Source organism: Bradyrhizobium barranii subsp. apii (genome assembly GCF_011516635.5).
In the GTDB taxonomy this organism is placed as follows: domain Bacteria; phylum Pseudomonadota; class Alphaproteobacteria; order Rhizobiales; family Xanthobacteraceae; genus Bradyrhizobium; species Bradyrhizobium barranii.
This window is the reverse complement of the sequence record NZ_CP096255.1, coordinates 7,859,837-7,881,469: the sequence shown is the minus strand read 5'-3', so window position 1 is coordinate 7,881,469 and position 21,633 is coordinate 7,859,837. Positions and strand designations below refer to the sequence as shown.

Below are 21,633 nucleotides of genomic sequence, written 5' to 3'. Positions count from 1 at the left end.
GAGCACGGCGTGCAATTTCGAATTGCTGCCGCGCGATCAGTTGCGCTTGGCGTCGGCCTGTCCGGAGCCGGCGTGCAATTCGAATCCTCGCATCAAGCGCCACGCCAGGGAATCCCATGCCACTCATCCCCGTTCTTCCGACGCTCGTCAGCATCACAGGCACCGATCCGTCGTCGACCGACGCGTCCGTCGTGCACTACACCGTCACCTTTTCGAAGCCGGTGTCCGGCGTCACGGTCGATCAGTTCACCCTCGCCACGACGGGGAGCATCAATGGTGCCGGCATCACGGACATCACGCCGGTGGCTGGCAGCAACGGCGCGAGCTACACGGTCACGGTCAACACCGGCTCGGGCAGCGGTTCGCTGGGGCTGCAACTGACCGGCACCAATGTGCACGATTCCAGCGGCTATTATGTCGGGCCGTTCCAGTCCGAAACGCAGATGAGCGGTCCGCGCTTCAGCATCATCAACACGGCGGCGGTCGGCGACGCCAACGGCGATGGCAAGCAGGATATGGTGTACATCCGAACCGTCAGCGCTTCCGCATACTTTCTTGATGTCAGGACCAATGACGGCACGGGCCAGTTCACGCAAACCTCGCTGACCGGCGCCTCGGAGCTGGAATCGTCGATTCGACTCGGCGACGTCAACGGCGACGGCAAGCTGGACGTCCTGATGGGCAACATCTTCACCGGGACCCTGGACGTCAGGCTGGGCAATGGCGACGGCACGTTCGCGGCGGCGACGAAGTATGCGACGGGTGGCAGCACTGGCGGCAATATCAGGGCGTTTGCCGACTTCAACGGCGACGGCAGGGCCGACGTGATCATGTCGAACAACATCGGCACGTCGCTGCTGCTCGGTAACGGCGATGGTTCTTTCGGATCGCCCATTGCCACGAATGCCTCCAACGCCTTCGCGAGCGGAGATTTCAACGGCGATGGAAAGATCGATCTGCTTGTGCAGGACTCGTCAAGTTCGCCGGTTGCCGTGCGGCTTGGCAACGGGGATGGCACGTTCCAATCCCCGATCACGGCCGGCACCTCATCCAGAACGATCAGCGGCGACGGCAAGCTTGATCTTGCACTCGGAACCAACAACTCGATTGCGATCCTGCTCGGCAACGGCGACGGCACCTTCGCGTCGCCACAGACCTTCCTGACACCGGCGCCCATCTGGAACTTGGCGGCCGCGGACTTCAATGGCGACGGTAAAACGGACCTCGCCGTGGTCGCTAGCAGCAACAATACGCTTTCGACCTTCTACAGTCGCGGTGACGGCACGTTCGGCCCGGCGGTGACGTTGCCGCTCGCTTCGGGCGCCAACGGAATCACCGTCGGTGACCTCAATGGAGACGGAAAAGCCGACGTGGTGGTGGAGTGGACAACGAGCAACTCCTCGACCGGCGAGGATGTTTTCCTCACCGCGCCGAATTCGACCACCACGCAATATACGATCAGCCGCACGCCTCCGGCCCTGACGATCGTCGATGCGGACGTGACGCCGGGTGCGGACGGCAACAATTACATCAACGCGGCGCACTTCCATGGCGGGATGACGACCCTGTCCGGCTCCGGCAATGCCGGAGACACCGTCACGGTCACGAATGCCGGCGACAATTCCGTCGTTGGCGTCACCACGGTTGGCAGCGACGGCAGCTGGAGCCTCGGCGTGTCCGGCCTCCAGGACGGCTCGACCTACAGCTACGCCGCGACCGCCACGGATAGCCTGGGCAACCATAGCAACCCCGGGCCCGCATTCACCTTTACGGTCGATGCGACCGCCCCCGTCCTCGCGATCACGAGCATCGAAAATTCCGATGCAACGCCCTTTTCGATCACCGTCCGGGGCACGCTCGACCTGGCTGACGCGACCTCCGCGCTCACCTTGTCGTTTGGTCCAACGGATCACGCAGTCACTAGCGCCGCCGACGGCACCTGGCGGCTGGACAATCTGTCTCCGGCAACCGGACTTTCCTATGTGACGGCCCGTCTGCGCGACGCCGCCGGCAATACCGGCGTGTCGCAATCGATCCCTCTCGCCTTTGGCTACACGCTGGCGAGCGGCGCCTCACTTGAGAACGCGATCGTCGCGGCGGCCTCCTCATCCTTCAACCCGAGCCTTGTCGTCCGCGGCACCTCGGTCGGGGCGACCGTCTTGCGCAACGGAATCGAAGAAGACTACGGCATCTCGACCGGATCGGTGGTCAAGAACGGCGGCCAGCAGCATGTTTTTGGCACCGGCACGACCGGCGCGACGATCGAAGCCGGCGGCTATCAGGACATCCGCGCCGGTGGGCGTGCGACAGATACCCTGTTGTACGGTTTCGGGCAGGTCTACGCCAACGGCACCTCGGCCCACACCACGATCAGGGCAGGCGGACAACAGTCGGTTGCCGCCGGCGGCCGCGACGTCAACACGACGATCGACGGCGGAACGCAATATCTGAGCGGGACGGCGACGGGCACGACGGTGGGCGCCGGCGGCAATCAATACGACTACGGCACGGCGAATGGCGTCCTCGTCGCGAGCGGCGGCGCCCAGCACGTCTATCAGGGCGGTAGCGCCGCCGGAACGACGGTTGCGGCGGGTGGCTACCAGGATGTTTATCAAGGTACCGTCACCGACACCGTGCTCGACGGCAATCAGCAGGTGCTCGGCAATGGCCACGCTGCCGGCACCGTCATCAATGCCGGTGGGCGGCAATATGTCGGCTCCGGTGGCGCGACAACGGGCACGACGATCGCAGCCGGCGGCTTCCAATACGTGGACGCTGGCGCCACTGACGGCGGCGCGACGATCAATGGCGGCTATCAGTTCGTCGCAGGCGCTGCGATCGCAACGACGGTCAGCGGCGGTGGCGAGCAGGATGTGGGGGCGGGCGGCAACGTCTCGAATGCGCATCTGGATGGCGGCAGCGAGCATGTCTACGCTGGCGGCCTGCTCCAGAACGTCGATTTCGGCGGCTCGGCGGGTTCGACGCTGGTGCTGGATACGCCGGCGGGCCTGGCCGGCTCGATCGCCAATTTCGGCGCCGATGACACCATCGACTTCCGCAACACCGTGATCAGCAGCCTCGATGTCGACGGCGCGAACAATCTGACGGTCACGACCGACGGCGGCTAGAGCTACTCCTGGGCTCTGCTGGCGCAATACTCGGCCTCGTCCTTCGCGCTCGCCTCCGACGGCAACGGCGGCACCGTGCTGAACTACACGCCGCCCCAGCAGACGTTGCTCGCGGCCGCTCATTAAGGCGGAGAAAACAAGACGACCGGGCATCGGCTTCCACAGCCGGTGCCCGTTCAAATTGACCTCGTCGGCACTCTCGCATAGATCGTTTGCCAACCCGTGCGAGGGACCATGCGGTTTTTGACGACCTTCCAGATTGCTGACTTCGCGGACACGCTGGTCAGCCTGTTTACGGCCTTCGTGCTGGGCACGCTGATCGGCGCCGAGCGGCAGTACCGCCAGCGCACCGCGGGCCTGCGCACCAACGTGCTGGTCGCGATCGGTGCCGCCGCCTTCGTCGATCTCGCCATGCATCTGACCGGCGCCGACGGCGCGGTCCGCGTGATCTCCTATGTCGTCTCGGGCATCGGCTTCCTCGGCGCCGGCGTCATCATGAAGCAGGGCATGGATGTGCGCGGGCTCAACACCGCGGCGACGCTGTGGGCCTCCGCCGCGGTCGGCTCCTGTGCCGGCGCCGACATGGTCGCGCAGGCGGCCGCGCTGACCGTGTTCGTCATCGCCGGCAACACCATGCTGCGCCCGCTGGTCAACGCCATCAACCGCATTCCGCTGAACGAGAAGACCTCGGAGGCGACCTACTACTTCAAGCTCGCCGTCGCGGCCGACGCCCTGCCCGACATGCGCGACCGTCTCGTCGACAAGTTGGAAGCCGCGAAATATCCGGTGGCCGATATCGACGTGGTTGAGACTGGGGATGACCTGATCGAGATTGTCGCAAAGCTGGTTGCGACCGCAGTCGATCCGAACGAGCTGAACGCGGTGGCGACCGATCTCCAGCACCTGCCGGGCGTCCGCCACGCCACCTGGGAAGTCAACACCTCCGACTGAGCGTGGCGTTTTGGCGCGCGAAGGCACGGTTCCCGCCTCGTCCGCCATGGAACCGCAGTCGGGCAAGTTCGTTGGTCCCGCGGACAAAGGCGGTGATCGACATGCCCGGCCCAAATGACAAGCGCAGACTGAAACGCGACCTGATGATCGCCTGCTCGCTGTTCGCAGCAGGCGTCGTGGTGTCAGGTCTATCGCTGGCGCAGATCCGGGCCGAAAGCCGGACGCAGACGGCGCAGGCGACGCAACCGCTCCAGGGCACGCCGTCCAGCGATCAGGACAAGACGCCCGCGCAGGCCAAGCCCGGTGGCGACCGGCCGACCACGCCGGCCCCCGAGCCCGCGCGCCCCGATCCGCAGACGCAGGGTGCGGCGACCAAGCCGGCACTGCCGGCGGCGCCCGCGGAGAAGATCGCGCCCCCGATCAAGGAGAAGTAGCCCGGCGGCCGGCGTATTGTGACGCGCATTTGATCTCGCCTCGGCAGACGGCCCGTTCCATAATCTGTCGCGCCAACGACAGATGGGGCCTCCCATGAAGATCGAAGACGTCCGCCGCACCGCTTATTCGATGCCGCTCACCAACCCGTCATTCCCGCCGGGGCCATATCGCTTCTTCGACCGCGAATATTTCATCATCACCTACAGGACCGATCCCGAAGCCCTCGCCGCCATCGTGCCCGAGCCGCTCGAGGTGGCGGAGCCGGTGGTGAAATACGAGTTCATCCGCATGCCCGACTCGACCGGATTCGGCGACTACACCGAAACCGGGCAGGTGATCCCGGTCCGCTTCAAGGGCGAGGAGGGCGGCTACACCCACGCGATGTATCTGGACGACGAGGCCCCGATCGCCGGCGGCCGCGAGCTGTGGGGCTTTCCGAAGAAGCTCGCAAGGCCCAAGATCGAGATCGAGAGCGACGTCCTGGTCGGCTCGCTGCATTACGGCTCGGTCCTCTGCGCCTCGGCCACGATGGGTTACAAGCACCGCAAGGTCGACCACGACACAGTGCTGAAGTCGCTGGCGTCGCCGAACTTCATCCTGAAGATCATCCCGCATGTCGACGGCAGCCCGCGGATCTGCGAGCTGGTGCGGTTTCATCTCGATGACGTCGTGCTGAAGGAAGCTTGGACCGGCCCTGCCGCGCTCGGCCTGTTTCCCCACGCACTCTGCGACGTCGCCCGCCTGCCGGTGCGCGAGGTGGTCTCCGCGCTGCATTTCAAAGCGGACCTGACGCTCGGGCTCGGCAGCGTGGCGTTCGATTACTTGGCCAAGTAACTTGGCCAAGTGATAGGCCGCGAAACGAGATGCCCGGCGCGAGGCCGGGCATCATGATCGATCAGGCGTGGTGCGCGATCAACGCACCAGGACATTCCGGAACTGCCAGGGATCGCTCGTGTCGATGTCTTCCGGGAACAGTCCCGGACGATCCGTCAGCGGCGTCCAGTCGGTGTAGAAACCCTTCACCGGGCCGAGATACGGCAGCTGGATCTCCAGCAGACGATCGAAATCCATCTCGTCGGCTTCGACGATGCCTTCGTTCGGGTTTTCCAGCGCCCACACCATGCCGCCGAGCACGGCGGAGGTCACCTGCAGGCCGGTGGCGTTCTGATAGGGCGCGAGTTGGCGGGTCTCCTCGATGGAGAGCTGCGAGCCGTACCAATAGGCGTTGTTGTCATGGCCGAACAGCAGCACGCCGAGCTCGTCGATGCCGTCGACGATCTCGTTCTCGTCGAGGATGTGGTGCTTTTCCTGCATCTTCGCGGCGCGGCCGAACATTTCGTGCAGCGACAGCACGGCATCGTCGGCCGGATGGTAGGCGTAGTGGCAGGTCGGCCGGTAGACCGCCGTGCCCGATGCGTCGCGCACCGTGAAGTAATCGGAGATCGAGATCGACTCGTTGTGGGTGACCAGGAATCCGTACTGCGCGCCGCGGGTCGGGCACCAGGTGCGCACGCGCGTGTTGGCGCCGGGCTGCATCAGATAGATGGCCGCGCCGCAGCCGGCTTCGTGGGTGCGCGCATTCTCGGGCATCCATTTTTCATGGGTGCCCCAGCCGAGTTCGGACGGCTGCACGCCTTCGGACAGGAAACCTTCCACCGACCAGGTGTTGACGAAGACGTCAGGCTCCTTCGGCGACTTGGAGCGCTGGGTGTCGCGTTCGGCGATGTGGATGCCCTTGATGCCGGCCTGCCGCATCAAATCGGCCCACTCGGCCTTGGTCTTCGGCTTGGGGGCATTGAGCTTCAGATCAGCGGCGACATTGAGCAGCGCCTGCTTGACGAAAAAGGAGACCATGCCGGGATTGGCGCCACAGCAGGACACGGCCGTCGTCGAGCCCGCCGGGCGCGCCTTCTTTGCGGCCAGCGTCACTTCGCGAAGGGCGTAGTTGGAGCGCGCTTCCGGGCCCTTCGAGGAATCGAAATAGAAGCCGAGCCAGGGCTCGTTGACGGTGTCGATGTAGAGCGCGCCGAGCTCGTTGCAGAGCTCCATGATGTCGGTGGAGCCGGTATCGACCGAGAGATTGACGCAGAAGCCCTGGCCGCCGCCTTCGGTGAGCAGCGGGGTCAGCAACTCGCGATAATTGTCCCGGGTCACGGCCTTCTGGATGAAGCGGACGTTCTGCTTCTCGCAATGCGCCTTGCGGCCCTCGTCCTTGGGATCGATCACGGTGACGCGCGACTTGTCGTAATCGAGATGTCGCTCGATCATCGGCAGCGTGCCTTTGCCGATGGAGCCGAAGCCGACCATGACGATGGGACCAGTGATCTTCGCGTAGATCTGCGAGGGGTGGCTCATGGGATGGTTTCTCCGGAACGTGCTGGCAGACAAAGGGTGGGTGGATCAGGCGCTGCGGCGCTTGGCGGTGACTTCGATCTCGACCTTCATCTCGGGCTTGGCGAGCGCGCTGACGACAAGCAGTGTCGCAGCCGGCCTTATGTCGCCGAGAACCTCGCCGCAGACGGCGAAGTGGGCATCGATGTAGCTGGCGTCGGTGACGTAGTAGGTCGCACGGACGATATCGGCCATCTCGAATCCGCCCTCCTTCAGGGCGGCTTCGATGGTCTTGAAGCAGTTGCGTGACTGGCTCGTGACATCTGATGGCATCGTCATCGTCGTGTAGTCATAGCCGGTGGTTCCGGCGACGAAGGCGAACTCGCCGTCGATCACGGCGCGGCTGTAGCCGACGGTCTTCTCGAGGGGAGAGCCGGTGGAGATCAGGCGACGGGACATGGTCGTGGGCCTCGACTGAAGGGGGTGTTTGGCGGGTTAAAGGGCGTTTCTCAGGCCCGCGCAACCCCAAAGGAACGGGCACGCGCGAGCATCGCCGCGGAACGCGGCTTAGGTCGTTGCCATCATGGCAATCCCTTAGGCCGCGTGCGCCTGGAGGGCGCGAACTACCCTCCGTTTGGGCAGGGCCGCGCCGGTCGGGACGATCATCCCCTCAACGCCATCCAGCGCACCGGCCTGGAATTCGATCGCCAGCAGGCGATCGCGCTCGAACGGGCCGGGCAGCATCAATGCGCCGGTCTTCTCGGGCGAGAAGCCGAAGCGGGCGTAATAGGGGGCATCGCCGAGCAGGATCACGGCGGCATGCCCCCGTGCCCGGGCGGCGGCCAGCGCTTGTTGCATCAGCGCGGCGCCGATCCCGAGCTCGCGGAAGGCAGGGTCCACCGCCAGCGGTCCGAGGACCAAAGCGGGCCTGCCTCCGGCGCTGACGTGCCACAGCCGCACGGTTCCCACGAGTGTCCCCTCGCGCACAGCCGACAGGGCAAGGCCTGCGGCAGGTGCACGTCCGTCGCGCAGGCGCTGGCAGGTGCGGTCATGGCGGTTCTCGCCAAAGCAGGCATCCAGCAGCGCTTCACGGGCGGCGACGTCGGCAGCACGTTCCGCACGGATCGCGAACGGAGCGGCTTTCGAAGTGAGGGCGACTTGTGGCTTCCGAAAAGCAGTCATGGCGCGTCAGTCCCCGCTTGAACCCGCGTGCGAGAAGCACGCCGGCTCAAGACGTCGTCAGAATGGCAATGTCAGGAAGGGAGCCGGCGGACCGGCTCCCGGGTTCGTCAGGCCTCAAAACGAGAGGCGGATCAGATGCGGCAAATCAGATGTGGTACGTCTTCAGCGGTGGGATGCCGTTGAACGCCACCGCCGAGTAGGTCGACGTATAGGCCCCGGTGCCTTCGATCAGCAGCTTGTCGCCGATCTCGAGCGTGACGGGGAGCGGATACGGGCTCTTCTCGTACAGCACGTCGGCGCTGTCGCAGGTCGGGCCTGCGAGCACGCACGGCGTCATGTCCGCACCGTCATGCGGGGTGCGGATGGCGTAACGGATCGACTCGTCCATGGTCTCGGCGAGACCGCCGAACTTGCCGATGTCGAGATAGACCCAGCGTACCTCGTCATCGTCGCTCTTCTTCGAGATGAGCACGACTTCGGATTCGATGATGCCGGCATTGCCCACCATGCCACGACCCGGCTCGATGATGGTCTCCGGAATCTGGTTGCCGAAGTGCTTGCGCAGCGCGCGGAAGATCGAGCGGCCGTAGGTGACCACCGGCGGCACGTCCTTCAGGTACTTGGTCGGGAAGCCGCCGCCCATGTTGACCATGGAGAGGTTGATGCCGCGCTCGGCGCAGTCGCGGAACACCTGCGAGGCCATCGCCAGCGCACGGTCCCACGCCTTCACCTTGCGCTGCTGCGAGCCGACATGGAAGGAGATGCCGCACGGCTCCAGGCCCAGGCGCTTGGCAACGTCGAGCACGTCGACAGCCATTTCCGGGTCGCAGCCGAACTTGCGCGACAGCGGCCATTCGGCGCCGGCGCAGTCATAGAGGATGCGGCAGAACACCTTCGCGCCGGGAGCGGCACGGGCGACCTTCTCGACCTCAGGAACGCAGTCGACCGCGAACAGCCGGATGCCGAGCGCGAAGGCGCGCGCGATGTCGCGCTCCTTCTTGATCGTGTTGCCGAAGGAGATGCGGTCGGGCGTCGCACCCGCGGCCAGCGCCATTTCGATCTCGGCGACCGTCGCGGTGTCGAAGCAGGAGCCCATGGACGCCAGCAGCGAGAGCACTTCCGGCGCCGGGTTCGCCTTGACGGCATAGAACACGCGGCTGTCGGGCAGCGCCTTGGCAAAGGTCTGGTAGTTGTCGCGCACGACCTCGAGGTCGACCACGAGGCAAGGCTCGGTGTCCCGGCCCTCGCTGCGGCGGTTGCGCAGGAATTCCTGAATACGTTCGGTCATAGCACTCTCCCAAACGGCCCAGCGACGGGGATCCGTTCAAAAAATGTCGTCGGATAAGAGCGCTCCGGCCAGATCACGCGATGGAGGCGTGACGAGCCAAAGACTCACATCAGACTGTGCTGCCGTGGATTGGTTGGGAATTTCCCGCCCGCACACCTGGCAATGAAGGACAAGCCTTTTCAGTAGCCCGCGCCGGCGTTGGACTGCCGGTAGAGACCAAAAAAGCCCGATCCGTCGTTGCTTTAAGTCGCGTCCCCCGTTGAGAGCGGGGTGCGCCGGTTCGCCTCCGGCTGCCAGTCACGGTTGCAAAAAGTGAAGTCACCTTCGACTAGGCATCTCTTTGAGAGAGATGCTGGACGCTCCGGGTTGCTTCCTCGTCCGACCTTTCGGTCTCGCGACTTCCGCACTTCCGAAGAGCCCCTCGGCTTCTTCACCCCTTGGCGGCTGTCCGGCCTCTTGTCCGGATACCTACCGACTGACACACGACCACAGGCACGTGCGAAATTGGGCAAGAGCGCACATAAGCGTTTTGACTCAGCTTCGCAAGAATTTTTTTAGGCTGAGGACAGAATTGCCTAACATCTGCTTGCGCAGTGTTGCGCGAGCGACGCGGAAGATGAACGCGCGTTAAGTTTTCTCAGCCGTGCGCGCGTCTTGCGCGCGCGAGGAAGCGTCAGCGGCGCTTCGTGAACGGCTCGACGCGCTGAGCCGCGCGGATGAACGCGGTCATCACGAGCACGCCGAGCGCGAACAGCACAGCCTGGAGGATGTGCGTGCCCTGATCGCCGAGCCCGAACAGGATCGCGAGCGCCCAGCCGCCGGCGAACGCGGCGCCGAATACTTCGGCGCCGATCAGTATGGCCGCGCTGACGACAGTGATGACGCTTGGCCAGACGATCTGACGGGAAGAGGAGGCAGGCGCGTTCATGAGCTCTGGGGTCCGTGGCTTCGAGGGCCGCAATCTCCCCGAAAAGGCGGCCGGGAGCAAGGGCAAATGGCCCAAAAAAGCCCCATCGCGTGCTATAGCTGACCCCAACAATCGAGCCACAAAAACCGGGACTTGCGATGTCAGACCCCCGCCAAACCACGGACCCCGAGACCAACCCGCTGCTGAAGGCCTGGGTGACGCCGTTTGCGACCCCGCCCTTCGACGAGGTCAAGCCCGAGCACTTTCTGCCGGCCTTCGAGCAGGCCTTCGCCGATCACTCCGCGGAGATCGCGGCGATCACCAACGATCCGGCGGCCGCCGACTTCGCCAACACCATCACGGCGCTGGAGCGCTCCGGCAAGCTCCTCACCAAGGTCGCGGCGGTCTTCTACGACCTCGTCTCGGCGCATTCCAACCCGGCCATCCTGGAGATCGACAAGGAGGTCTCCTTGCGGATGGCGCGGCACTGGAATCCGATCATGATGAACGCCGTGCTGTTTGGTCGCATCGCCCATCTGCACGAGAACCGCGCCGCTCTTGGTCTTTCGCCCGAGCAGCTCCGGCTGCTGGAGCGCACCTACACCCGGTTCCACCGTTCCGGTGCCGGCCTCTCCGAAGAGGCGAAGGCGCGGATGGCGGAGATCAACGAGAAGCTCGCCCAACTCGGCACCGGCTTCAGCCACCACCTGCTTGGCGACGAGCAGGAGTGGTTCATGGAGTTGGGGGAGGCCGACCGCGAGGGCCTGCCGGAGAGCTTCGTCGCAGCCGCCAAGGCTGCGGCGGAAGAGCGCGGCATGGACGGCAAGGCCATCGTCACGCTGTCGCGCTCCTCGACCGAGCCGTTCCTGAAGAGCTCGGCCCGCCGCGACCTGCGCGAGAAGGTCTACAAGGCCTTCACGGCGCGCGGCGACAACGGCAATGCCAACGACAACAACGGCACCATCGTCGAGATCCTGCAACTGCGCGAGGAGAGCGCCAAGCTTCTGGGCTATCCGACCTTCGCCGCCTACCGGCTCGAGGATTCCATGGCCAAGACGCCGGATGCGGTGCGCGGCCTGCTGGAGCGGGTCTGGAAGCCGGCGCGTGCGCGTGCGCTCTCCGACCGCGACGAGATGCAGGCGCTGATCACGGAAGAGGGCGGCAATTTCAAGCTCGCGCCCTGGGACTGGCGCTTCTATGCCGAAAAACTCCGCCTCCAGCGCGCCAATTTCGACGACGCCGCGATCAAGCCGTATCTTACGCTCGATCACATGATCGCCGCCGCCTTCGACTGCGCCACCCGCCTGTTCGGCATCACCTTCGAGGAGCGCAAGGACGTGCCGGCCTGGCACCCGGATGTAAGGGTCTGGGAGGTAAAGGGGCCGGACGGCAAGCACAAGGCGCTGTTCTACGGCGACTACTATGCCCGGCCGTCGAAGCGCTCCGGCGCCTGGATGACCTCGCTGCGCGACCAGCAGAAGCTCGACGGCGAGATCGCGCCGCTCGTCATCAATGTCTGCAACTTCGCCAAGGGCGCGAACGGCGAGCCCTCGCTGCTGTCGCCCGACGATGCCCGGACCCTGTTCCATGAGTTCGGCCACGGCCTGCACGGCATGCTCTCCAATGTGACCTATCCGTCACTCTCGGGCACCGCGGTGTTCACCGACTTCGTCGAGCTGCCGTCCCAGCTCTACGAGCACTGGCAGGAGCGGCCCGAGGTGCTGCAGCAGTTCGCCCGCCACTACCAGACCGGCGAGCCGCTGCCGGACGATCTGCTCCAGCGCTTCCTCGCCGCACGAAAGTTCAACCAGGGCTTTGCCACGGTCGAGTTCGTCTCCTCGGCGCTGGTCGATCTCGAATTCCACACCCAGCCGGCTTCCGCCGCGCAGGATGTCCGCGCCTTCGAGAAGAAGGAGCTGGAGAAGATCGGCATGCCCGAGGAGATCTCGCTGCGCCACCGCCCCCCCCAGTTCGGCCACATCTTCTCCGGCGACCATTATGCCTCCGGTTACTACAGCTACATGTGGTCGGAGGTGATGGACGCCGACGCCTTCGGCGCCTTCGAGGAGGCCGGCGACATCTTCGATCCTGCAGTGGCAAAGCGCCTGCACGACGACATCTACTCCTCGGGTGGATCGGTCGATCCCGAGGCCGCCTATGAAGCCTTCCGCGGCCGCCCGCCGGAGCCCGACGCGCTGCTCCGCCGGCGCGGCCTGCTCGATGGCGCAAAGGCAGCCTGATGGGCATGCGTGCCCTGTTCGGCCTGTTGCTCGCCGCTGCGATGACGTTCGCAGCCGGCGCGGCGCGGGCGCATCCGCATGTCTGGATCACCGCGACCAGCGAGCTGCTCTACGCCGCCGACGGCTCGATCACCGGCGTCCGCCACGCCTGGACCTTTGATGACATGTTCTCGGCCTATGCCCTGCAGGGGCTCGAGAGCAAGACCAAGGGCGCCTATACGCGCGAGGAGCTCGGGCCGCTGGCGCAGACCAATGTCGAGTCGCTGAAGGAATACGCCTACTTCACCTTCGCGCGAGGCGACGGCAAGAAGGAGCGTTTTAACGAGCCGGTCGACTACTTCCTCGACTACAAGGATACCGTGCTGACCCTGCACTTCACGCTGCCGCTGAAGAACCCGGTCAAGCCCAAGCAGCTGGTGCTCGAAGTGTTCGACCGCTCCTATTTCATCGACTTCCAGATGGCCAAGGACAATCCGGTCAAGCTGGTCGGCGCGCCCGCCGGCTGCCAGATGAAGCTCGATCGGCCCAGCGACGGCTCCGCCGCCGCGCAGAAGCTCAACGAGCAGACCTTCCTGAACGGTGAGAACTCGAATTTCGGCATGATGTTCGCCAACAAGATCACGGTGGATTGCCCTTGAAGCCGCAACTCTCCCCGTTCGCACGCGGGCTGCTTGCCTGCGCTGCGGCTGTCGTCGTGCTGGGTGTGGCGGACGCCGCGCTTCACGATCTCCTCGCGCAAAATCCGTTCGGTGCACCACGCCCGGCGCAGGCCGCGGAGCCCGAGGCCAGCGGCGTCATTGGCTGGCTGTTGGCAAAGCAGTCGGAGTTCTATCGCCAGATGTCGGCGACCATCCGCGCCGCCAAGTCCGACGGCTCGGCGGTGTGGACGCTGCTCTTCATCTCCTTTGCCTATGGCATCTTCCACGCTGCCGGCCCCGGCCACGGCAAGGCGGTGATCGCCTCCTATCTCGTCGCCAACCGCGAGACCGCGCGGCGCGGCATCGCGCTGTCGTTTGCCTCGGCGCTGATGCAGTCGCTGGTGGCGATCCTGATCGTCGGCATCTCGGCCTGGGTGCTGAACGCGACCGCCAAGACCATGTGCAAGGCGGAGGGCGCAATCGAGATCGCGAGCTATGGCCTGATCGCGCTGTTCGGCCTGCGGCTGGTCTGGGTCAAGGGCCGCACCTTCATCCGCGCGCTGCAGGCGGTCCAGCCGGTGCCGGCGATCGCCGGCGTGCCGCACGACCATCATGATCACGGCCATCACCATGATGCCCATGACCATCATGACCACGATCACGGTCATGATCACCATCATCACGACCATGGTCACGCCCACGCCCATCACCACCATGCGCATGACCACGTCCATGACGAGCATTGCGGCCATTCCCACGGTCCGACGCCGAGCGAGCTCGCCGGCCCCGGCGGCTGGCGGCGCGGGTTCGCTGCGATCCTGACCGTCGGCATTCGGCCCTGCTCGGGTGCGATCCTGGTACTGGTGTTCGCGCTCGCGCAGGGCCTGTTCTGGGCCGGCATCGCCGCGACCTTGCTGATGGGGCTCGGCACCGCCATTACGGTCGCGGCCATCGCCGTCGTCGCCGTCTCCGCCAAGGACATCGCCGCCCGCCTCAGCGCCGGGCGCGACGGCGGCGGCGCGCTGTTCATGCGCGGCATCGAATTCGGCGCCGCCGGCCTCGTACTGCTGTTCGGCGCGGGCCTGCTGTTCGGCTACATCGCCGCCGAACGGACGACGTGTTTTTAAGGTTGCTCTTTCCCTCCCCCCTTGTGGGGGAGGGTGGCTCGCCGCGTAGCGGCGAGACGGGTGAGGGGTATCTCTCCGCGAGCAAACCTCTCACGATTGAATCGTGCGGAGAGATACCCCTCATCCGTCGCGCTATGCGCGCCACCTTCTCCCACAAGGGGAGAAGGAAGAAAGATCACACCGGCAAAAACCGCTTCAGCGCCGGCATGAAGAAGATCCCGAGATTGATCGCAAAACCGATGCTCCAGAGGATGGAGCGCAGCGTCGGGCGGTTGCCGAGATAGGTCAGCACGTAGGCGATCCGCACGATCAGGAAGAGCACGGCGAGCTCGTCGATCAGCCGCTGCGGCGAATCCCGGAATTCGGCAAGCAGCACCGCGAAGGCGAAGAACGGAAAGGTCTCGATGCCGTTCTGGTGGGCACCAAGCGCGCGCTGCGCCAGCGCATCCTCGAAGAAGGCGGGGTCGCGCGGCCGGGAATTGTCGAAGATGCGAAACCGCGTCCATTTGATCGAGACGATCGTCGCCAGATAAAGCAGCAGCGCTCCCAATACGCAGAATTCCGCGAGTGTCATCAGCCCCTCCCCGCTTGGGCGCGACCCTAGCGAAATCGACCTCATCTTGACAAGTTCGGAGCAACGCGCGACGCAACTGATCATGACGACAATTGCCCCCATCGCAGCGCAAAAGCCCGCCGTCCGGTCCGGCCTGCGGCGCGTCGGCGTGCTCCTGGTCAATCTCGGCACGCCCGATACGGCCGATGCGCCCGGCGTGCGGGTCTATCTCAAGGAATTCCTCTCGGACGCCCGCGTCATCGAGGACCAGGGGCTGGTCTGGCAGTTCGTGCTCAACGGCATCATCCTGCGCAGCCGTCCCCGCACCAAGGCGCTGGACTATCAGAAGATCTGGAACAATGAGCGGAACGAGTCGCCGCTGAAGACCATCACGCGCTCGCAAGCCGACAAGCTTGCGGCCGCACTGTCTGACAGCGACCACGTCGTCGTGGACTGGGCGATGCGCTACGGCAATCCCTCGATCAAGTCGGGCATCGATGCGCTGATCGCGAAGGGGTGCGACCGCATCCTCGCCGTGCCGCTCTATCCGCAATATTCCGCCTCGACCTCGGCGACGGTCTGCGACGAAGTGTTCCGCGTGCTCGCCCGCTTGCGGAACCAGCCGACGCTGCGGGTGACGCCGCCTTATTACGAGGACGAGGCCTATATCGAGGCGCTCGCGATCTCGATCGAGACGCATCTGGCGACGCTGCCGTTCACGCCGGGGCTGATCGTGGCATCCTTCCACGGCATGCCGAAATCCTATGTCGACAAGGGCGATCCCTATCAGTCCCACTGCGTCGCCACGACGGATGCGCTGCGCCGCCGGCTCGGCATGGACGAGACGAAACTGCTGCTGACCTTCCAGTCGCGCTTCGGCAATGACGAGTGGCTCCAGCCCTACACCGACAAGACCATGGAGCGCCTGGCCAAGGAAGGCGTGCGCCGCATCGCGGTGGTGACGCCGGGCTTCGCCGCCGACTGCCTGGAGACGCTGGAGGAGATCGCGCAGGAGAATGCCGAGATCTTCAAGCATAGTGGCGGCGAGCAGTTTTCCGCGATCCCCTGCCTCAACGACAGCGATCCCGGCATGGACGTGATCCGCACCCTGGTGCTGCGCGAGCTTCAGGGCTGGATCTGATGGCGTGTCCCATGAACCGCCGCCAGACTTTGGCGCTTCTTGGGACGATTGCCGCGCTGCCGGCCTCGGTGCTGGCGCAGCAGCCGAACGCGACGCGGCGGCTCGGCGTGCTCTCGGTCACGGCCGCCGATGACGCGATCGGGCAGGCCCGCAGCACGATCCTGGTCGAGACGCTCGCCGCCCATGGCTGGAAGGAGCACGACAACCTCAGGATCGATTGGCGCAGCGGCGCCGGCGATCGGGCACGCATCGCGCGCCTCGCCGACGAACTCGTGGCGCTCAAGCCGGACATCCTGCTCGCGGTCGGCACGCCCTCGGTCGAGGAGCTACGCCAGCGCACCACGGCGATTCCGATCGTGTTCGCCGTCGTCACCGATCCCGTCAGCCAGGGCTTTGTCAAAAACCTCGCTCATCCCGGCGGCAACATCACCGGCTTCACCGATTACGACGGCCCGCTCGCCGGCAAATGGCTGGAGATGCTGACGCAGGTCACGCCAAAAGTGTCCCGCGTCTTCGTCGTCTACAATCCAGCCACCGCGCCGTTCGCGCCCCTGATGCTGCGCACGATCGAGGAAGCCGCGCGGACACTTCACGTGACGGTCGAGGCGGCGCCGGTCCATGACTCCGGCTCGATCGCCGCGCTGGCTTCGCGGAAGGACGGCGGCCTGCTGGTGCTGCCTGACTTCTTCACCATGGCCAATCGCGCCCAGCTCCTGGCTGCAATCGGTGAAGCCCGCGTGCCGGCGGTGTTCTGGAGCCGCACCTTCGTCGACGAGGGCGGGCTGATGTCCTACAGCACCGACAGCGCCGAGCAGCTTCGCCGCGCCGCCAACTACATCGATCGCATCCTGAAGGGCGCGCAGGCAGCCGACCTGCCGGTCCAGAACCCCACCAAATTCGAGCTCGCGATCAACCTGAAGACGGCGAGGGCGCTGGGGCTGACCATGTCGCCCTCGCTGCTTGCGCTCGCCAACACCGTGGTTGAATAGGGGCGCCGGTGCTACCTTCGACTGGTGATTCCGGAATTCCTGGGGCAGAATGACGGTGGGGATGTTGCCGCGAGCGATGCGGCTCGAACGGGGCGGGCGCGATTACATGCGGGGATTGTTGCTTTTGGCTGTCGTGGCCTGCGGACTCGCTGGCTGCAACACGACTGGGGACGTAGCGTCGACCATGTATCCGGAAGCGGTGCGGGCCGGCGGTGCCGTCAAGAGCGATACGGCCATTGTCCTGGTCGCAAACGGCGGCAGCGAGACGATCAACTATCTTCAGTTCGTTCACAACGGTTTTCCCGCGATCAATGCGCGAGGGATCAGCCTTGCTCCGGACGGCTTTGTTGCGATTCCGGTCGCTGTCGGAACGACGGGGCTTGAGCTGCAAAACTATACGACGACGGGTCGCCCGGGCACCTATCTCCCGAATGGCGCGTCGATGGGATTCGTGCCGGTGCATACGCCCAAGATCGATCTTCCCGCCCCCGGACTGTATTACGTTGCGACCGTCTTTCCGGGGCAGCAACGCAGCTTCGAGACAAGGCCGACGGCCGTCCAACTGGCGAAGCTGCGCAAGGAGCGGCCCGAGCTCGCCGCGCTGAAGCCGGTGAATTTTACATGGTCCAACTAGGACACCGGCCGTTGCTAGGTTGCCTCCGTGCCCTTTCAAGGGCTTTCTCACAATACTTATCGGCGATCGTTCCGCCTCCGTACTTCTTGTGGAAATGTCGCCCCGCGCCGACGTAAATGGTGACCGCTGAACCGGTAAGGTCACGTTCCCGACCAATGACAGCGCGGGAAGGGGCTTTCCCGCCTTGGAGGAAGTATGAGCGGTTTCGATGTTTTCGCGATTGTTCTGGTGTTGCTCGTCATCGTCACGCTGGTCGCCGGCGTGAAGACGGTGCCGCAGGGCTATGACTGGACCATCGAGCGGTTCGGCAAATACACCCAGACGCTGAGTCCCGGGCTCAACCTGATCGTGCCCTATTTCGATCGCGTCGGACGCAAGATCAACATGATGGAGCAGGTGATCGACATTCCCGAGCAGGAGGTCATCACCAAGGACAACGCCACCGTGACGGTGGACGGCGTCGCCTTCTACCAGGTGTTCGATGCCGCCAAGGCGAGCTACGAGGTCTCCAACCTGACCCAGGCCATCACGGTCCTGACCATGACCAACATCCGTTCGGTGATGGGAGCGATGGATCTCGACCAGGTGCTGTCGCATCGCGACGAGATCAACGAGCGCCTGCTCCGCGTCGTCGACGCCGCGGTCTCGCCCTGGGGCCTCAAGGTCAACCGCATCGAGATCAAGGACATCGTGCCGCCCGCCGACCTCGTCGAAGCCATGGGCCGGCAGATGAAGGCCGAGCGCGTCAAGCGCGCCGACATTCTGGCCGCCGAAGGCCAGCGCCAGTCCGAGATCCTGCGCGCCGAGGGCGCCAAGCAGGGGCAGATCCTCCAGGCCGAGGGCCGCAAGGAAGCTGCGTTCCGCGACGCCGAGGCCCGCGAACGTTCTGCGGAGGCCGAGGCCAAGGCAACCCAGATGGTCAGCGATGCGATTTCCAAGGGTGATGTCGCCGCGCTGAACTATTTCATCGCCGACAAGTATATCAAGGCGTTCGGGCAGCTGGCGGACTCGCCGAACCAGAAGGTCATCATGCTTCCGGTCGAAGCGATGAGTATGCTGGGCTCGCTCGCCGGCATCGGCGAAATCGCCAAGGCAACGTTCGGCGAAAGCGCGGCGTCCGCGGCCGCTGCCGCCCGCCGCGGCGGCTCGGTGCCGACGACCGGCCCCACGCCGCCGGCTTTGCCGCCGCGGCAGGGGTAATCAAAGCGCATGCACTTTCGAAAAGTGCATGCGGCAATTTAAAGCGCATGCCCCGGAAAAGTGGGGACCGGTTTTCCGATCAGGGCAGACGCCAGCATAAAGAGGTCGCGTCATGACCGACATGTTCGTATCGCTCGGCACCTGGAATTGGCTGATCTTCGGCTTCATCCTGATGGCGCTGGAGGTGCTGGCGCCGGGCGTATTCCTGTTCTGGCTCGGGCTCGCCGCGTTGCTGGTCGGCCTGATCTCCTTTGCTGTCGCCGTATCGTGGCAGATCCAGCTCGTGATGTTCGCAATCTTCGCTGCCGCCGCCGTGCCGGTGTGGCGCCGGCTCGCGCGGCCGAAGCTGGACGCAAGCACCAGCCCCTTCCTGAACAAGCGCAGCGAGGCATTGCTCGGCCGCGAGTTCACGCTGGAGAAGCCGATCATCGACGGCAACGGCACCGTGCGCCTCGGCGACACGGTGTGGCGCGTGGCCGGGCCGGATACGCCGGCCGGGACGCGGGTGAAGGTGGTGCAGGTGGACGGTGCGAATCTGACGGTGGCCGCGGCGTAGTTTGTTTCCCTCCCCCCTTGTGGGGGAGGGTGGCTCGCCGCAGAGCGGCGAGACGGGTGAGGGGTATCTCTCCGCGAGTGAATCTCTTGCTTCTGAATTCGCGGAAGCAACCCCTCATCCGGCGCTTCGCGCCACCTTCTCCCACAGGGGGAGAAGGAAGATTGGAGCGCGCGGCTGCGTCCAGATTCTACCTCTTCCACCTCTCCGCAAACCGGTGCAGCGGCATGAACGTCTCGCACAGCTCCCGCCCCAGTGCCGTCAACCCGTAACCGCCACCGTCGCCCAGCTCCACGAACCCTGCGTCGCGCAGCTCCGTCAGCCGCGCCTGCAGCACCGTCGGCGAGGCCTCGTCGCAGGCGGTGCGCAACGCGCGGGAGGTGAGGGCTTGGTCGCGCAATTCCCACAAGATCCGCAGGCTCCAGCGTCGGCCGAGGAGGTCGAGCAGCGCCATGATCGGCCGGCCGGTGCGCGAGCCGCGGACGTTGCGGCTCCCTGATGCTGCCTGTTTCGCCATCCCGGCCTCTTGCGTGTTGCTACGATAATTGTAGCAACGGAGACAGCTGATGTCCCAGGCCACGCCGCGGATCGCGCCGCTCGTCCCGCCTTATCCCCCGGAGATCCAGGCGCAGTTCGACCGCATCATGCGCGGCGCGCCGCCGCTGCTGCTGTTCCGGCTGATGGCGGGCCACGCCCGCGCCTGGGACAAGTTCCGCGCCGGCGGCCTGCTCGATCCCGGTCCGCTGTCATTGCGCCAGCGCGAGATCGTGATCGACCGCACCTGCGCGCTGACCGGATGCGAATATGAATGGGGCGTGCATGTCGCGATCTTCGCCGGGCCGGCGCGGCTCAGCGAGGAGGAGGTGCACGCGACCGCGCGGGGCGATGCGACGTCACCGTGCTGGTCGCCGGCGGAGCAGGCGCTAATCGCGGCGGTCGATGCGCTGCATCACCGCGCGACGTTGGACGACGCCGAATTCGCCGCGCTGTCGGCGCATTACGACGAGACCCAGATCCTGGAGATCATGCTGCTGTGCGGCTTCTACCGCACGGTGTCGTATCTGGCGAACGGGCTGAAGCTGCCGCTGGAGGAGAAGGTTGCGCGGTTTCCGGTGGTCTAACCGCCGTCATTGCGAGCGTAGCAGTGCCGCTCTTAGTTCCTCATCCTGAGGAGGCGCGAAGCGCCGTCTCGAAGGATGAAGGCCCGGCCGGTGGCCTCGCCCTTCGAGACGCGCGCTGTTGGCGCGCTCCTCAGGGTGAGGGTCAAGACAGCGGCCCTACGCCACGCCCGCCCGCAGCAGATCGTGCAGGTGCACGATGCCCACCACCTTGTCGGCTTCGGTCACCACCAGCGTGGTGATCTTGCTTGTGTTCAGCACCTCGATCATCTCGCTGGCGAGCATCGAGGGCGGCACGGTCTTCGGCTGCCTGGTCATGATGTCGTCGACCGACACCGTCAGCAGGTCCGGCCGCATGTGACGGCGCAGATCGCCGTCGGTGATGATGCCCGCGATTCCGCCGGCATCGTCGACGATGCAGACGCACCCCAGGCCCTTGGCCGACATCTCCATCACCAAATCCGACATCTTGGTGCCTTCAGGTTTCACCGGGATCTCCGCGCCGGTGCGCATGTAGTCGCGGACGAATTTCAGCATCGCGCCCAGCTTGCCGCCCGGGTGGAAATGCGCGAACTCCAGCGCGGTAAAACCGCGGCCTTCGAGCAGCGCGATCGCAATGGCATCGCCGATGCAGCCTGCATCAGCGTCGAGGTGGTCGGCGCCAGATTGTGCGGGCAGGCCTCGCGCACCTTCGGCAGCTCGATCACGATGTCGGCGGCCTGGCCCAGCGAGGACGCCGCGTTCGACGTCACCGCGATCATCGGGATCGCGAAGCGCGCCGAATAGTTCACGAGGGTCTTCATCTCCGGCTGCTCGCCGGACCAGGACAGCGCCATGATGACGTCGTCGGTGGTGATCATGCCGAGGTCGCCATGGGCGGCTTCCGCGGTGTGGACGAAGAAGGCCGGCGTGCCGGTCGAGGCCAGCGTCGCCGCGATCTTGCGCGCCATGTGGCCGGACTTGCCGAGGCCGGTGACGATGACGCGGCCCTTGGCGTTGCGGATCAGGTCGACCGCCTTGGCGAAGGTCGCGCCCAGCGGACCACGCAGGGCGGCGGCGAGCGCGTTGATGCCGCCGCTCTCCGTCTCCAGCGTGCGGAGCGCGGATTCGACGCTGTCGGGAGTAGGGCCGGATGATGGGGTCATCAGCGGTTTCGAGCTCGACATGTTCAGGTCCAGGGAGGAGGGGCGCTCGCCCGTTGGCGCCTGCTTAGCATGG

Annotated in this window: 20 protein-coding genes and 1 pseudogene; 13 read left to right on the top strand and 8 right to left on the bottom strand. The window is 65.3% G+C overall.

What is annotated here, in order from left to right; all coding sequences use genetic code 11:
* The first annotated feature begins 116 nt into the window (after positions 1–116).
* From HAP41_RS37795 to HAP41_RS37780, 4 genes are all read left to right on the top strand, one after another.
* Positions 117–3,128 carry an FG-GAP-like repeat-containing protein gene (locus HAP41_RS37795; RefSeq protein ID WP_166082819.1) on the top strand — a complete coding sequence of 1,004 codons (3,012 nt, stop codon included), beginning with the start codon at positions 117–119 and terminating at the stop codon, positions 3,126–3,128.
* Between the two features lie 234 nt (positions 3,129–3,362).
* Positions 3,363–4,079, top strand: a complete 717-nt coding sequence (locus HAP41_RS37790; protein ID WP_166082822.1) for an MgtC/SapB family protein — start codon at positions 3,363–3,365, stop codon at positions 4,077–4,079.
* 101 nt (positions 4,080–4,180) lie between these two features.
* Positions 4,181–4,513, top strand: coding sequence for a hypothetical protein (locus HAP41_RS37785; RefSeq protein WP_063986723.1), 333 nt, complete (start codon positions 4,181–4,183; stop codon positions 4,511–4,513).
* A gap of 94 nt (positions 4,514–4,607) precedes the next feature.
* A complete protein-coding gene (locus HAP41_RS37780; protein WP_166082837.1) occupies positions 4,608–5,348 on the top strand; it encodes an acetoacetate decarboxylase in 741 nt (246 codons plus the stop codon).
* A gap of 78 nt (positions 5,349–5,426) precedes the next feature.
* Here HAP41_RS37780 and HAP41_RS37775 read toward each other — a convergent pair whose 3' ends face one another.
* The 5 genes from HAP41_RS37775 to HAP41_RS37755 all read right to left on the bottom strand — a co-directional run bounded on the left by HAP41_RS37775 (position 5,427) and on the right by HAP41_RS37755 (position 10,243).
* The gene (locus HAP41_RS37775; RefSeq protein ID WP_166082845.1) at positions 5,427–6,869 is read right to left on the bottom strand and encodes a homospermidine synthase; all 1,443 of its coding nucleotides are present in this window, start codon (positions 6,867–6,869) and stop codon (positions 5,427–5,429) included.
* Positions 6,870–6,914: 45 nt separating this feature from the next.
* Entirely contained in the window at positions 6,915–7,304 is a 390-nt protein-coding gene (locus HAP41_RS37770) for a RidA family protein (RefSeq protein ID WP_028148114.1), read from the bottom strand.
* Positions 7,305–7,439: 135 nt separating this feature from the next.
* Positions 7,440–8,027 carry a GNAT family N-acetyltransferase gene (locus HAP41_RS37765; RefSeq protein ID WP_166082868.1) on the bottom strand — a complete coding sequence of 196 codons (588 nt, stop codon included), beginning with the start codon at positions 8,025–8,027 and terminating at the stop codon, positions 7,440–7,442.
* 145 nt (positions 8,028–8,172) lie between these two features.
* Complete coding sequence (locus HAP41_RS37760) at positions 8,173–9,315, bottom strand: type III PLP-dependent enzyme (protein ID WP_166082870.1); 1,143 nt, start codon at positions 9,313–9,315, stop codon at positions 8,173–8,175.
* A gap of 673 nt (positions 9,316–9,988) precedes the next feature.
* The gene (locus HAP41_RS37755) at positions 9,989–10,243 is read right to left on the bottom strand and encodes a hypothetical protein (RefSeq protein WP_041954176.1); all 255 of its coding nucleotides are present in this window, start codon (positions 10,241–10,243) and stop codon (positions 9,989–9,991) included.
* A gap of 137 nt (positions 10,244–10,380) precedes the next feature.
* On the opposite strand from HAP41_RS37755, the gene HAP41_RS37750 reads away from it, so the two are divergent.
* Genes HAP41_RS37750 through HAP41_RS37740 form a run of 3 tightly spaced genes read left to right on the top strand, consistent with a single transcriptional unit; the run spans position 10,381 to position 14,227 of the window.
* Positions 10,381–12,462, top strand: a complete 2,082-nt coding sequence (locus HAP41_RS37750) for a M3 family metallopeptidase (protein ID WP_166082900.1) — start codon at positions 10,381–10,383, stop codon at positions 12,460–12,462.
* A complete protein-coding gene (locus tag HAP41_RS37745) occupies positions 12,462–13,100 on the top strand; it encodes a DUF1007 family protein (RefSeq protein ID WP_166082909.1) in 639 nt (212 codons plus the stop codon). Before HAP41_RS37750 ends, HAP41_RS37745 begins: the two co-directional genes overlap by 1 nt.
* Positions 13,097–14,227, top strand: a complete 1,131-nt coding sequence (locus tag HAP41_RS37740) for a nickel/cobalt transporter (protein ID WP_175618013.1) — start codon at positions 13,097–13,099, stop codon at positions 14,225–14,227. Before HAP41_RS37745 ends, HAP41_RS37740 begins: the two co-directional genes overlap by 4 nt.
* A gap of 175 nt (positions 14,228–14,402) precedes the next feature.
* Here HAP41_RS37740 and HAP41_RS37735 read toward each other — a convergent pair whose 3' ends face one another.
* A complete protein-coding gene (locus HAP41_RS37735) occupies positions 14,403–14,801 on the bottom strand; it encodes an MAPEG family protein (RefSeq protein WP_063985710.1) in 399 nt (132 codons plus the stop codon).
* 82 nt (positions 14,802–14,883) lie between these two features.
* Here HAP41_RS37735 and hemH point away from each other — a divergent pair, with 82 nt between their 5' ends.
* The 5 genes from hemH (at position 14,884) to HAP41_RS37710 (ending at position 19,300) form a co-directional block, all read left to right on the top strand.
* On the top strand, positions 14,884–15,921 hold the full coding sequence (hemH, locus tag HAP41_RS37730; protein WP_166082951.1) for a ferrochelatase: 1,038 nt from the start codon (positions 14,884–14,886) through the stop codon (positions 15,919–15,921).
* A gap of 11 nt (positions 15,922–15,932) precedes the next feature.
* Positions 15,933–16,910, top strand: coding sequence for an ABC transporter substrate-binding protein (locus HAP41_RS37725; RefSeq protein WP_166082967.1), 978 nt, complete (start codon positions 15,933–15,935; stop codon positions 16,908–16,910).
* A 49-nt stretch (positions 16,911–16,959) separates the two neighbouring features.
* On the top strand, positions 16,960–17,544 hold the full coding sequence (locus HAP41_RS37720) for a hypothetical protein (protein ID WP_224580634.1): 585 nt from the start codon (positions 16,960–16,962) through the stop codon (positions 17,542–17,544).
* 195 nt (positions 17,545–17,739) lie between these two features.
* On the top strand, positions 17,740–18,744 hold the full coding sequence (locus HAP41_RS37715) for an SPFH domain-containing protein (RefSeq protein WP_166082990.1): 1,005 nt from the start codon (positions 17,740–17,742) through the stop codon (positions 18,742–18,744).
* Positions 18,745–18,856: 112 nt separating this feature from the next.
* Positions 18,857–19,300 carry an NfeD family protein gene (locus HAP41_RS37710; protein ID WP_028148102.1) on the top strand — a complete coding sequence of 148 codons (444 nt, stop codon included), beginning with the start codon at positions 18,857–18,859 and terminating at the stop codon, positions 19,298–19,300.
* A 187-nt stretch (positions 19,301–19,487) separates the two neighbouring features.
* Here HAP41_RS37710 and HAP41_RS37705 read toward each other — a convergent pair whose 3' ends face one another.
* The gene (locus HAP41_RS37705; protein ID WP_085398396.1) at positions 19,488–19,814 is read right to left on the bottom strand and encodes a winged helix-turn-helix transcriptional regulator; all 327 of its coding nucleotides are present in this window, start codon (positions 19,812–19,814) and stop codon (positions 19,488–19,490) included.
* Between the two features lie 49 nt (positions 19,815–19,863).
* Here HAP41_RS37705 and HAP41_RS37700 point away from each other — a divergent pair, with 49 nt between their 5' ends.
* On the top strand, positions 19,864–20,418 hold the full coding sequence (locus tag HAP41_RS37700) for a carboxymuconolactone decarboxylase family protein (protein WP_166083054.1): 555 nt from the start codon (positions 19,864–19,866) through the stop codon (positions 20,416–20,418).
* 156 nt (positions 20,419–20,574) lie between these two features.
* Here HAP41_RS37700 and HAP41_RS37695 read toward each other — a convergent pair.
* Positions 20,575–21,581, bottom strand: a pseudogene (locus HAP41_RS37695) (KpsF/GutQ family sugar-phosphate isomerase).
* Positions 21,582–21,633: the final 52 nt, after the last annotated feature.